This window comes from Streptomyces sp. NPDC002573, assembly GCF_042889625.1.
GTDB lineage: Bacteria > Actinomycetota > Actinomycetes > Streptomycetales > Streptomycetaceae > Streptomyces > Streptomyces gibsoniae.
The window spans coordinates 228,357-241,096 of sequence record NZ_JBIARC010000008.1; the positions used below are offsets into that span (position 1 = coordinate 228,357).

Below are 12,740 nucleotides of genomic sequence, written 5' to 3' on the forward strand. Positions count from 1 at the left end.
TTCGTGAAGCGAAGGCCCGGGGCCACCGAAGAGGTGCACCCCGGGTTCTTCGTGAAGTGACGGTCCGGAGGGCCGAGGGCCGCCGGGCCCCCGGGGGTCAGTCCTCGCCGTAGCGCGGATCCACGGTCTCCGGAGTGAGCCCCAGCAGCTCCGCCACCTGCTCCACGACCACCTCGTGGACCAGGGCGGCACGCTCGTCGCGGCCCTTGGTGCGGATCTCCACGGGGCGACGGTAGACGACGACCCGCCCCCGGCGCCCGTCACCGGACGGCACCGTGCCCCCCAGAGGCACCGCGTCGTCGCTCCACACCTGACCGGGGCCGTCGAGGCGCGGCACCTCAAGAACGACGAAGTCGATCTCGGCGAGCTGCGGCCAGCGCCGCTCCAGACGCTCCACGGAGTCCTGCACCAGGTCCGCGAACACCTCGGCACGGCTCGCGGCGAGCGGCACCTGGGGCGGCGCGATGGGTCCGCGCATGCCCCTGCCGTGGCGATCACGGCGGCGGGGTCCGGGTGCGGCGGAGCGGGGCGGTACGGCGTTGTCCATCACTGATGAAGCGTAGTCCCCGCCGGGGCTCGGTGCCCGGCCCCACACGGCCTCGCGCCCCCTCCGTCCGTCTCGTCCACACGGCTCGCCGGGCCGGCCGCCGGAGGCCGGCCGAAGCCGTCGGGCATGTCGCAGGATGACCATTCCAGCCAAGGTTGGGCTCGATTCCATATCCCTCCCGGACCGTCGACCTCATGAGAATTGGCAAGGTTTGTACCAAGTGGTGACCGATTTCAGACGGTCCCGAGGCCGGATCCCGCGGTCTCCGTGCAGGTCACCGAGGTCCGCCGGGAGGGGCGTGTGGGGTGTTTCACAGCACGACACGGTGGAGTGACCTGGGGGAGAGTCGTCGCGGCCCGCTCAAGAGTGCGGTACCGTCCAACGTCGTGAGCCCTGTACGTCGTTGTTCGCGCACCGCTTGCGGCCGACCCGCCGTAGCGACGCTGACGTACGTCTACGCCGACTCGACCGCGGTCCTCGGTCCGCTCGCCACCTACGCCGAACCCCACTGCTACGACCTGTGCGCCGAGCACTCCGAGCGCCTGACCGCACCGCGCGGCTGGGAGGTCGTCCGGCTCCTGGACGGCTCCGCCCCCGCCCGCCCCAGCGGCGACGACCTGGAGGCGCTCGCCAACGCGGTCCGTGAGGCGGCCCGCCCGCAGCAGCGCGCGGCGGAGGCCGGCGGCAGCGCGCGGACGGCGGACCCGATGGAGGTCGCGCGCCGCGGTCATCTGCGGGTTCTGCGCTCGCCGGACAACTGAGCGCGGGGCAGCCTTCGTGAAGTCCGGGTGTGAACCCCGGTATGAACTCCGTTGGAACTGCCCTCCCGGCCCGCTGGACCCACCACCGAGGGCTGCTTCCAGCAGGTAGTTTGGGGCCATCGTCAAGACCTCAGGAGGGTTGGCCGTGGCTGCTGATCTGTCGCAGATCGTGAAGGCGTACGACGTGCGCGGAGTCGTCCCCGACCAGTGGGACGAGTCGCTGGCCGAACTCTTCGGGGCGGCCTTCGCCCAGGTGACCGGCGCGGACGCCATCGTGATCGGCCATGACATGCGACCCTCCTCCCCGGGACTCTCGGGCGCGTTCGCCCGCGGGGCCGCCGCCCTCGGAGTCGACGTCACCGAGATCGGCCTGTGCTCGACGGACCAGCTCTACTACGCCTCGGGCGCGCTGAACCTGCCGGGCGCCATGTTCACCGCCTCGCACAACCCGGCCCAGTACAACGGCATCAAGATGTGCCGCGCGGGCGCCGCACCGGTCGGCCAGGACACCGGCCTCGCCGAGATCCGCGCCCTGGTCGAGCGATGGGTGGACGAGGGCGCTCCGGAGCCCGCGCAGACGCCCGGCACGGTCACCCAGCAGGACACGCTGAAGGACTACGCGGCACATCTGCGCTCGCTGGTCGACCTGACCTCCATCCGGCCCCTGAAGGTCGTCGTCGACGCCGGCAACGGCATGGGCGGCCACACCGTGCCCACCGTCGTCGCCGGACTGCCGCTCGACGTGGTCCCGATGTACTTCGAGCTGGACGGCACCTTCCCCAACCACGAGGCCAACCCGCTCGACCCCGAGAACATCGTCGATCTGCAGAAGCGCGTCCGCGAGGAGCACGCCGACATCGGCATCGCCTTCGACGGCGACGCCGACCGGTGCTTCGTCGTCGACGAGCACGGCGACCCCGTCTCGCCCTCCGCCGTCACGGCCCTGGTCGCCGGGCGCGAACTGGCCAAGCACGGCGGCAAGGGCACGGTCATCCACAACCTGATCACCTCGTGGTCCGTGCCCGAGGTCGTCCGCGAGCACGGCGGCTCGCCCGTGCGCACCCGTGTGGGCCACTCCTTCATCAAGGCCGAGATGGCACGCACCGGCGCGATCTTCGGCGGCGAGCACTCCGCGCACTACTACTTCAAGGACTTCTGGAACGCGGACACGGGGATGCTGGCCGCGCTCCACGTCCTGGCGGCCCTCGGCGAGCAGGACGGCCCGCTGTCGCAGCTGGTCGCCGAGTACGACCGCTACGCGGGCTCCGGAGAGATCAACTCCACGGTCGACGACCAGCAGGGCCGCCTGGCCGCGATCAGGGCGGCGTACGAGGGCCGTGAGGGCGTCACCCTCGACGAGCTGGACGGTCTGACGGTCTCGACCGCCGACTGGTGGTTCAACGTCCGCCCCTCCAACACCGAACCGCTGCTCCGCCTGAACGCGGAGGCGAGGGACGAGGCCACCATGGCCAAGATCCGGGACGAGGCCCTGGCCGTCATCCGCGGCTGACCTCCGCGCCGCACGACACGGCCGCGGCGGGCACCCCTTCCGAGCGGGGCGCCCGCCGCCGTGCCACCACGCCCGGCCCCCATCACACCGCCCGAGACCGCGCCACCACGCCCAACCCCCACCGCGCCGCCCCCGCGGCGGTAATCTGACCAGGTCAAGCGCACTCGCTCCGAAGGGACCCCTCATGCCGCTCGAAGCCGGCCTCCTGGAGATCCTCGCCTGCCCGGCGTGCCACGCCCCCCTCAAGGAGGAGGACAGCGAGCTGGTCTGCACCGGTCAGGACTGCGGCCTCGCCTACCCCGTCCGGGACGGCATCCCGGTCCTGCTCGTGGACGAGGCCCGCCGCCCCGCCTGACGCAACCGGCGATCGGAGACTGCCGCTCATGCTCGACGAATCGCTGCTGGACGACCCCGATGCGCTGGCCCTCGCCGACCGCCGCGCCCTGCTGCGCGGCGCCGCCGAGGCCGGCGCCCGCGTCCGCACCGCCGTACGGCACGCCGCCGAGGCGGGGATCAACGATCTGAAGCCCGACGGCCGCCCCCGCGCCGTCCTCATCGCGGGCCCCGGGACCGCCTCCGTGGGGGTCGCCGAACTGCTCGGCACCCTCGCCGGCGCCTCCTGCCCGGTCACCCGCATCCACCCGACCGGTGTCGCCCCGGCCGCCGGCGCCCTGCGCTGGGACCTGCCCGGCTGGGCGGGCCCCGTGGACCTCCTGCTGATCGCCACGCCCGACGGCACCGAACCGGGCCTCGGGATCCTCGTCGAGCAGGCCTACCGCCGAGGCTGCACGGTCGTCGCCGTGGCCCCTGCCGGATCCCCGGTCACGGAGGCGGTGGACGGCGCGCACGGCCTGTTCGTCCCGATGGCGATCGCCCCCTACGAGCAGGAGGAACCGCTCGCGGCCTCCGCGCCCGGCGTCCTGTGGGCCCTGCTCACCCCGCTGCTCGCCCTGCTGGACCGCACCGGGTTGCTCTCCGCCCCGGCCGACGCCCTGGAGAAGGTCGCCGACCGCCTCGACCAGGTCGCCGAGCGCTGCGGCCCGGTCATCGCCACCTACAGCAACCCCGCCAAGACCCTCGCCGCCGAACTCGCCGAATCCCTGCCGGTGATCTGGACGGAGGGCGTCTCCGCGGCGCCAGCCGGCCGACGCTTCGCCGCCGCGCTCGCCGAGCTGGCCGGCCGCCCCGCGCTCACCGCACGGCTGCCCGAGGCGCTGGCCTCGCACCATGTGCTGCTCTCCGGCGCGCTCGCCGCCGGCGCCGACCCCGAGGACTTCTTCCGCGACCGCGTCGAGGAGGCCCAGGCCCTCCACGCGCGCGTGGTGCTGCTGCGCGACCGGCCCATCGGAGGACTGAGCGCGGCCCCCGCCGCACGGGAGCTGGCACTCAGCCACGACACGGCGATCAGCGAACTGGAACCGGAGGACGGCAGTGAGCTGGAGACCCTCGCGGAACTGATCGCCGTCACAGATTTCGCCGCTGTTTACGTGGCGCTCGCTTCGGGGGCCTGACCTTGGCTCACGCCGTCTGACGGCGTCTGCGCCCCGCGTACCTACGGAGAAAAAGACACCCATGGATCGCCTCGACAACACCGTCCGCCCCTACGCCTGGGGTTCGACCACCGCCATCCCCCGCCTCCTCGGCGTGGAGCCGACCGGTGAGCCCCAGGCGGAGATGTGGATGGGCGCCCACCCGGGCGCACCCTCGCGCACCGCGCGCGGACCGCTCAACGAGGTGATCGACAAGTCGCCCGAGCAGGAGCTCGGCGCCCGCACGGTCGCCAAGTTCGGCCCCCGGCTGCCGTTTCTGCTGAAGATCCTCGCCGCCGGCGCCCCGCTCTCCCTCCAGGTGCACCCCGACCTGGCGCAGGCGAAGGAGGGCTACGAGGACGAGGAGCGCCGCGGCATCCCCCTCGACGCCCCCCACCGCAACTACAAGGACGCCAACCACAAGCCCGAACTGATCTGCGCCCTCACCGAGTTCGACGGTCTGTGCGGCTTCCGCGCCCCCGACGAGGCCGCCGAACTGCTCGCCGGTCTCGACGTCGACTCCCTCAAGCCGTACGTCGACCTGCTGCACGCGCACCCCGAGGACGCCGCCCTGCGCGAGGTCCTCACCGCGGTCCTGAGCGCCGACCCCGCGGAGATGGCCCACACGGTCACCGAGGCCGCGGCCGCCTGCGCCCGCCTCGGCGGCGCCTACGCCCCGTACGCGGACCTCGCCCACCACTACCCCGGCGACCCCGGCGTGATCGCGGCCATGCTGCTCAACTATGTACAGCTGCAGCCCGGCGAGGCCCTCTTCCTCGGTGCCGGCGTCCCGCACGCCTATCTGAGCGGCCTCGGCGTCGAGATCATGGCCAACTCCGACAACGTCCTGCGCTGCGGCCTGACTCCGAAGCACGTCGACGTCCCCGAACTGCTGCGCATCGTCCGCTTCGAGGCGGCCGACCCCGGCGTGCTGCGCCCGGAGGCGTCCCCCGACGGCGAGGAGGTCTACGAGACCCCCATCGACGAGTTCCGCCTGTCCCGCTACGTCCTTCCCGAGGGCACTGCCGCACACGACCTGACCCGCCCGACCCCGCAGATCCTGCTGTGCACGGCGGGTTCCGTACGCGTCGGCGAACACCTCCTCGCCCCGGGCCAGTCCGTCTTCGTAGCGGCGGACGAGACCGCCGAGGCCTCCGGGGCCGGCACCCTCTTCCGGGCCGCGGTCGTCGCCTGACGCACAGCCGCACGCCGTCCGACGCCGGTCCGGCGCAACACCGCGTCGGACCCGGCTGCAACAATGGCCCACCGGCAAAGGCGGGGCAAAACCCTGGACGCGCTACGCGAGTACGACGAGCCAGGGCGGGACGGTAACGAAGGGACAACGCGAACTCATGAGCGCGTCAGGCGGCAGCAAGGCGATTGTGGCGGCACTCGGCGCCAACCTCGCGATCGCGGCATCGAAATTCGTGGCGTTCGCCTTCAGCGGCTCGTCCTCGATGCTCGCCGAGGGCGTCCACTCGCTCGCCGACTCCGGGAACCAGTTCCTGCTGCTGATCGGCGGCAAGCGAGCCCAGCGCGAGGCTACCCCGCAGCATCCGTTCGGCTACGGCCGCGAGCGCTTCATCTATGCCTTCCTGGTCTCGATCGTCCTCTTCTCGATCGGCGGCATGTTCGCCATCTACGAGGGCTACGAGAAGATCCAGCACCCGCACGGACTCGACAACTGGTACTGGCCGGTGGGCGTCCTCGTCTTCGCGGTGATCGCCGAGGGCTTCTCCTTCCGCACCGCGATAAAGGAGTCCAACGAGCTGCGCGGATCGATGTCCTGGGCGCAGTTCATCCGCCGCGCCAAGGCGCCCGAGCTGCCCGTCGTCCTCCTGGAGGACTTCGGCGCGCTGATCGGCCTGGTGCTCGCCCTCGGCGGCGTCGGCCTCGCGGTGCTCACCGGCGACGGCATCTGGGACGGCATCGGCACCGTCTGCATCGGTGTCCTCCTTGTCTCGATCGCCCTCGTCCTCGCCGCCGAGACCTCGTCCCTGCTCCTCGGCGAGGCCGCCGGCCCGGACGTGATCAGGCAGATCGAGTCGGCGACCGTCGACGGTGAGACCGTCACCGGCATCATCCACATGCGCACCCTGCACCTCGGCCCCGAGGAACTGCTGGTCGCCGCCAAGATCGCCGTCCGGCACGACGACACCGCCACCCAGGTCGCCACCGCGATCGACGCCGCCGAGGCCCGGATCCGCGCCACGGTCCCGATAGCGCGGGTCATCTACCTGGAACCCGACATCTACAGCGAGGCGGAGGCGGCCAAGGGCCCGGACCCCGAGGCGACGCCCGGGGGCCCGGACCGGACCGCCGGCCACTGACCCTCACATCTGGACGGGCCACGGCGGCGCGGGCGGCACGACCCGCCTCCTGCGCACCACCACGGCGGCGATCCCCAGGCCGATCCCCGTGGCGGTCAGGATCAGTCCGAGCAGCCCGGACAGGAGCCAGCCCACAAGCCGTCCCGGACCACCGGCGACGCGCCCCTCCACATCGCCGACGGCCACCGTCCCCTGGTGGCCGTCGGTGGCGAAAAACCGGGAGTCCACGGAGTTGACCCGATGGTCACCCAGCACGAACAGTCGGCCCTCGGGCACCTTCACGTCGTACGGCCGATGCATACCGTCGGCGATGCCGTCCTTCACATACGGCTCCACCAGCGGCCGCCCGTTGACGGTGATGCGTTCGTCCGTGCCGTTGCCGCAGCACACCACGTGATCGCCGCCCACACCGATCACCCGCTTCAGCACGGCCGCGCCGTTGTAGCGGTCCGGCGTGGCGAAGAGGATGACATCCCCTCGGTGTATCTCGGCGCCGTCCAGCCGCCGTACGACGAGCTGCTTGCCGATGCCATAGGTGGGCTCCATGCTTCCGCCGCTCACCGTGACGGCCGTGTAGGCCGAGCGCACATAGAGCAGGGAGCCCACCAACAAGATCAGCCCCAGTGGCAGCGTCAACCACGCCGCGAGCGCCAGTCCCCGTCCCTTACCCATCGCCATCCCCTCCCCGCACGGCCCGTCCGCACGCGCAGAGGCTAGCGACGACCCGTGCGTCACCTGAGCGCCGGGCCTCGACGCCCACCTGACGCCTTCCTCACACGGCACGCCGCCGCGAACGACCGATCCGGTACCCCCGACGCCCCGGCGTCCCCCTGATCGTCCGAGCGCAGAGCCATGGAAACGCCCTGCTCATCAGGCTTTGCCGGGTCCCGGCGCAGGGCCTCGGGCAGCGCGGGGTCCGCTTCGCCGCGCCAGCGATGTGTCCGGAGGCGGACTGGGGGCGGCTGGGTCCCTCGGTGTAGCTTGGGACGGAGCCAGACGTCGCTGCTGATGGCGGTCGGGCGGCCCAGACGGGCCGGCCGAGGGAGAGAGGGCCTCCGACGGACTGCGCTGCGCGCACGCGGGCATGCCTGTGTCCTCTTCGGGCACCCCTGTGTCCGCCGCCGCGCAGACCAGCCCTACCCACCTCGCCCCGACTCCGAGGAGCACCTCGCAATGACGACTGTCGACAGCCGACAGGACTTCAAGGTCGCCGACCTCTCCCTGGCCGAGTTCGGCCGCAAGGAGATCACTCTCGCCGAGCACGAGATGCCCGGTCTGATGGCGATCCGCAAGGAGTACGCGGAGGCGCAGCCCTTGGCCGGCGCCCGTGTCACCGGTTCCCTGCACATGACCGTCCAGACCGCCGTGCTCATCGAGACGCTGGTGGCGCTGGGTGCGCAGGTCCGCTGGGCCTCCTGCAACATCTTCTCCACCCAGGACCACGCGGCCGCCGCCATCGCCGTCGGCCCGAACGGCACGCCGGACAACCCCCAGGGCATCCCGGTCTTCGCCTGGAAGGGCGAGACGCTGGAGGAGTACTGGTGGTGCACGGAGCAGGCGCTGACCTGGCCGGGCGTGCCCACCGGCGGCCCGAACATGATCCTCGACGACGGTGGTGACGCCACCCTCCTCGTCCACAAGGGCGTGGAGTACGAGAAGGACGGCAAGGTCCCGGCCGTCGAGACCGCCGAGTCCGACGAGCACCGCGTGATCCTTCAGCTGCTGCACCGCACCCTGGGCGAGAACCCCCAGAAGTGGACCCAGCTGGCCTCGGAGATCCGTGGTGTCACGGAGGAGACCACGACCGGTGTCCACCGCCTGTACGAGATGCAGCGCGACGGCGTCCTGCTGTTCCCGGCGATCAACGTCAACGACGCCGTCACCAAGTCGAAGTTCGACAACAAGTACGGCTGCCGCCACTCGCTGATCGACGGCATCAACCGCGCCACCGACGTCCTGATCGGTGGCAAGACCGCGGTCGTGTGCGGTTACGGCGACGTGGGCAAGGGCTGCGCGGAGTCCCTGCGCGGACAGGGCGCCCGCGTGATCGTCACCGAGATCGACCCGATCTGCGCGCTGCAGGCGGCGATGGACGGCTACCAGGTCACGACCCTCGACGAGGTCGTCGACAAGGCCGACATCTTCGTCACCACGACGGGCAACAAGGACATCATCATGGCCGCGGACATGGCCAAGATGAAGCACCAGGCGATCGTCGGCAACATCGGTCACTTCGACAACGAGATCGACATGGCCGGCCTCGCCAAGGTCCCCGGCATCGTCAAGGACGAGGTCAAGCCGCAGGTCCACACCTGGACCTTCCCCGACGGCAAGACGATCATCGTCCTGTCCGAGGGCCGTCTGCTGAACCTGGGCAACGCCACCGGTCACCCGTCGTTCGTGATGTCCAACTCCTTCGCGGACCAGACGCTGGCCCAGATCGAGCTGTTCACCAAGCCCGACGCGTACCCGACCGGTGTGTACACGCTGCCCAAGCACCTCGACGAGAAGGTCGCCCGTCTCCACCTGGACTCGCTCGGCGTGAAGCTGACCACGCTCCGCCCCGAGCAGGCCGCGTACATCGGCGTCGACGTCGAGGGCCCGTACAAGTCGGACCACTACCGGTACTGACAGGACCACCCCGGTACCGGCCACCGATACCCGCGACCGGTACCGACCAGGCCCTCAGGCAGGCCCCCGCACCCCCGTGTCGGGGGCCTGTCCCTTTGGCCCGGCCGGCCGGGCCGGCCCGTCACACCCCCAGGACCCCCATGCCCCGCGGCCGATATTCGCTTCACGACCCGCACGACGGCTCCCTCCTGGCCGAAGAACACTTCCAGTGCGCACCCGGCCCCTCGGGCTGGCGCTATGTCTCCCAAGTGACCACCCCCTCCGGCGACCACGCCGGCTCCGTCGACCTCGCCCTCGACGAGCTCGGCCGTCCCATCCGCCTCGAACTGCACGCCGCGAGCTGGCAGGTGCGTGGCGCCGCGCTGGACGGCGTCACCTGGGTCCGCACCGACCCCACCGGCACCCACGCCACCGAAGGCAATGTCCGCGCCCACGCCTTCACCGGCACCTCCCCCGCGTTTCTCGTCGCCACCGCCCGGCTGCTGCGTCTCACCCCCTCCTCCGCGGCGACGCGCGTACGCCTCGTCGCCTTCACCGATCCGGTCCTCGCCCCCCGCACCGTGGACCAGTCCTGGGCCCTGATCGAAAGAGAAGCACACCCCACTGACAACGACCCGCTGATCGTTGACGAATACCAGGTCACAGCCCTGGACACGGGGGAGCGGCACACCGTCCACATCGCCGGTGACGTCGTGCTCGCGGCGCCCGGCGTCGAGTTGGAAGACCTCGAATCACCGCCGTCGGCGTTCAGCTGACGCGGGGCCCCGCCGCAGGGTCACGCCGGGGGCACGAACCCGGTGGCAGGACGGTCCGACGGCGCTGCCGTCCGCGACGGCGAGGGCCGCCGGTCTTCCTGCGGGTCGGTAGCCGGGGCCTGGGGGATGCCATATGTCTGCGGCTGCACAGCCTTTCCGGGCCAATCGTCCACACCGACAGGTGCCGTCGCCCGCTCGGCCTCGTAGGACCCGGGAGCCGCCCACGGGCTCCCTTCGCTCCGCGGGGCGGCAGCGCGCCCCGGCACGGGAGCCTGTACGGCCGCAGGCGCGTGCCCGACCTGCCCGTCCGGCATCCCCTGCGACGCCACGGTCCCCTCGACCCCCTGGCCACCCGGCGTCCGCCGCGCCTCCCTGGACTGGCGCTCCTGCACCACCGCCGCCAGGTACGCGGCCGGCGGGACACCCTGCGGCGCCGGTGCACCTGTACGAGCCGCGAGATCCGAGGCGAGACGTTCCGCCATCGCCCAGCCCACCTGCGGATCCAGGGACTGCATCCGCGCCAGGTACTGCCGGATCGCCAGCCACAACCCGTCCGGCACCGCCGAGAGATCCAGCTCAGCGAACCGTCCGGCGAGCCAGGGCGGCGGCGGGGGCACAAGGGCCGTACGCCCCGCCGGGACCCGCTCCCGCACGACCAGCGTGCCCGCGAAGACGTCCCCGAGGCGCCTGCCCCGGGCCGACACGAGCGAGGCGATGCACGCGACGACCCCGAACGTCATCTGGATCTCGACCACCCCGACCGCGCCCCGGACCAGCGCGTGACGGAACCGGATCGGTCCTCCGTCGTCGCGCACCACGCGCAGCCCGCAGGCCAGCTTGCCCAGCGAACGGCCGTGGGTCAGGGTCTCCACCGCGATCGGTCCGCCCACCGGGACCAGAACGAAGGCCGCGATCGACAGCGCGATCTGCGCGGCGTCGTCCAGACCGGACGTCGACGCCACCAGAGCGATCATCACGATGACATAGGCGGTGACAGCCACCACCATGTCGAGCACCACCGCGAGCACCCTGCTCGGCAGTTTCGCGGGGCGCAGCTCAAGCGCCACCGCCTCGCCCGTGACCAGTTCACTCATGTCCCGCGTCCTTCCCCTGACCCACCCCGGGATACGACAGTCTGCCAAGCTGTGGGCGCATCGCGCTCCAGTGCGACAAGCTGACACGCAGTACGAGAGGACGAGGAGCAGCCGGACCCATGGACCTCGACGTGTTCGTGTCCGCCCACAGCGCCGAGTGGGACCGTCTCGAGGCTCTGCTGCGCCGCCAGCGCCGCCTCACGGGAGCCGAGGCGGACGAACTCGTCGTCCTCTACCAGCGCACCGCGACCCATCTCTCGCTCGTCCGGTCCAGTGCACCGGACCCGCAGCTCACGGGCCGGCTCAGTCAGCTGGTGGCACGCGCGCGCAGTGCCGTGACGGGCACGCGCCGTGCCTCGTGGCGCGATGTCACCCGCTTCCTCACCCATGGCTTTCCCGCCGCGGTCTATCGCTCGCGCCGCTGGTGGGTACCCACCGCGTTGCTCTCCACGGTGATCGGCGCGCTCCTGGGGTGGTGGATCGGCACCCATCCGGAGATCCAGTCCTCGATCGCGGCCCCCGGTGAACTGCGCAACCTGACCCGCCCCGGCGGCGAATACGAGACGTACTACTCAAGTCATCCGGCCGCCGCCTTCGCCGCCCAGGTGTGGACGAACAACGCCAAGGCCGCCGCGATGTGCCTGGTCCTCGGCATCTTCCTGGGCCTGCCGGTCCTGTGGATCCTTTTCGAGAACATGCTGAACCTGGGCGTGGGCCTCGGCCTCATGTCCTCGGCGGGCCGTCTCGACACCTTCCTCGGGCTGATCCTTCCGCATGGTCTCCTGGAGCTGACGGCCGTCTTCGTGGCCGCCGGCACAGGGCTACGGCTCGGCTGGACCCTCATCGATCCGGGCCCCCGCAGCCGCCGCAGCGCTCTCGCGGAGGAGGGCCGGGCAGCCCTGGGCATGGCGATCGGCCTCGCCCTCGTCCTCTTCGTGTCGGGCGCCATCGAGGGCTTCGTGACTCCGTCCGGCCTCCCCACATGGGCGCGGATAGCGATCGGCGTCCTCGCTGAGCTGGCCTTTCTCACGTATGTGTTCGTCCTGGGCGGGCGCGCGGCACGAGCCGGCTACACGGGCGACCTGGAAGCGCACGAGCGCAGTGCGACCGTCCCCAGCGCGGCGTGACGCGGGGGTGGCCCGTCGGATGTGCGTCGCACTCCGTTGACCTGCTAGTCTCCTCTTCGCCGCGCAAGGCCTGTTGACACGGGTTGAGCGAGGAGGTAGATTCGAACAGTTGCCTGGAGGTGGACCTCCACCCCGGGACCAACCGAGAATATCTACTTGCTCCTGGAACATCGATTCCGTGGAGCCACCCCCCGATGATTCAGAAATGGACGCCGGTCAATCGGCCCCGAAGCTTCTGATAAAGTCGGGAAAGCCGGAAAGGGAAACGCGGAAGCGGGAACCTGGAAAGCGCCGAGGAAATCGGGTCGAGAAAAGATCTGATAGAGTCGGAAACACCGAAGGGAAGCGCCCGGAGGAAAGCCTGAGAGAGTCTCTCGGGTGAGTACGAAGGAAGCGTCCGTTCCTTGAGAACTCAACAGCGTGCCAAAAGTCAACGCCAGATATGTTGATACCCCG

Annotated in this window: 12 protein-coding genes; 9 read left to right on the forward strand and 3 right to left on the reverse strand. The window is 71.1% G+C overall.

Features of this window, described 5'->3' with window-relative positions; all coding sequences use genetic code 11:
* Window positions 1–97: 97 nt before the first annotated feature.
* Window positions 98–547, reverse strand: a complete 450-nt coding sequence (locus ACFYX0_RS11300) for a metallopeptidase family protein (protein WP_388969184.1) — start codon at window positions 545–547, stop codon at window positions 98–100.
* Window positions 548–933: 386 nt separating this feature from the next.
* Here ACFYX0_RS11300 and ACFYX0_RS11305 point away from each other — a divergent pair, with 386 nt between their 5' ends.
* The 6 genes from ACFYX0_RS11305 (at window position 934) to ACFYX0_RS11330 (ending at window position 6,677) form a co-directional block, all read left to right on the forward strand.
* Window positions 934–1,308, forward strand: coding sequence for a DUF3499 domain-containing protein (locus ACFYX0_RS11305; RefSeq protein WP_311699710.1), 375 nt, complete (start codon window positions 934–936; stop codon window positions 1,306–1,308).
* 145 nt (window positions 1,309–1,453) lie between these two features.
* Window positions 1,454–2,818, forward strand: a complete 1,365-nt coding sequence (locus ACFYX0_RS11310) for a phosphomannomutase/phosphoglucomutase (RefSeq protein WP_388969187.1) — start codon at window positions 1,454–1,456, stop codon at window positions 2,816–2,818.
* A gap of 184 nt (window positions 2,819–3,002) precedes the next feature.
* Window positions 3,003–3,173 carry a Trm112 family protein gene (locus ACFYX0_RS11315; protein WP_161242457.1) on the forward strand — a complete coding sequence of 57 codons (171 nt, stop codon included), beginning with the start codon at window positions 3,003–3,005 and terminating at the stop codon, window positions 3,171–3,173.
* A gap of 28 nt (window positions 3,174–3,201) precedes the next feature.
* The gene (locus ACFYX0_RS11320) at window positions 3,202–4,329 is read left to right on the forward strand and encodes an SIS domain-containing protein (protein ID WP_388969190.1); all 1,128 of its coding nucleotides are present in this window, start codon (window positions 3,202–3,204) and stop codon (window positions 4,327–4,329) included.
* 61 nt (window positions 4,330–4,390) lie between these two features.
* Window positions 4,391–5,542, forward strand: a complete 1,152-nt coding sequence (gene manA, locus ACFYX0_RS11325) for a mannose-6-phosphate isomerase, class I (protein WP_388969193.1) — start codon at window positions 4,391–4,393, stop codon at window positions 5,540–5,542.
* Between the two features lie 157 nt (window positions 5,543–5,699).
* Window positions 5,700–6,677 (forward strand): cation diffusion facilitator family transporter, encoded by a 978-nt coding sequence (locus ACFYX0_RS11330; protein WP_388969196.1) that lies wholly within the window; start codon window positions 5,700–5,702, stop codon window positions 6,675–6,677.
* A gap of 3 nt (window positions 6,678–6,680) precedes the next feature.
* On the opposite strand, the gene lepB is transcribed toward ACFYX0_RS11330, so the two are convergent.
* Window positions 6,681–7,349, reverse strand: a complete 669-nt coding sequence (gene lepB, locus ACFYX0_RS11335) for a signal peptidase I (protein ID WP_388969199.1) — start codon at window positions 7,347–7,349, stop codon at window positions 6,681–6,683.
* 501 nt (window positions 7,350–7,850) lie between these two features.
* Here lepB and ahcY point away from each other — a divergent pair.
* Both ahcY and ACFYX0_RS11345 read left to right on the forward strand, forming a co-directional pair.
* Window positions 7,851–9,308, forward strand: a complete 1,458-nt coding sequence (ahcY, locus tag ACFYX0_RS11340) for an adenosylhomocysteinase (protein WP_355911659.1) — start codon at window positions 7,851–7,853, stop codon at window positions 9,306–9,308.
* A gap of 140 nt (window positions 9,309–9,448) precedes the next feature.
* On the forward strand, window positions 9,449–10,063 hold the full coding sequence (locus ACFYX0_RS11345; protein WP_388969202.1) for a hypothetical protein: 615 nt from the start codon (window positions 9,449–9,451) through the stop codon (window positions 10,061–10,063).
* A 20-nt stretch (window positions 10,064–10,083) separates the two neighbouring features.
* On the opposite strand, the gene ACFYX0_RS11350 is transcribed toward ACFYX0_RS11345, so the two are convergent.
* The gene (locus ACFYX0_RS11350; protein ID WP_388969205.1) at window positions 10,084–11,157 is read right to left on the reverse strand and encodes an RDD family protein; all 1,074 of its coding nucleotides are present in this window, start codon (window positions 11,155–11,157) and stop codon (window positions 10,084–10,086) included.
* 119 nt (window positions 11,158–11,276) lie between these two features.
* Between ACFYX0_RS11350 and ACFYX0_RS11355 the strand changes: the two genes are divergently transcribed.
* On the forward strand, window positions 11,277–12,284 hold the full coding sequence (locus tag ACFYX0_RS11355; RefSeq protein WP_388969208.1) for a stage II sporulation protein M: 1,008 nt from the start codon (window positions 11,277–11,279) through the stop codon (window positions 12,282–12,284).
* The last annotated feature ends 456 nt before the right edge of the window (window positions 12,285–12,740 follow it).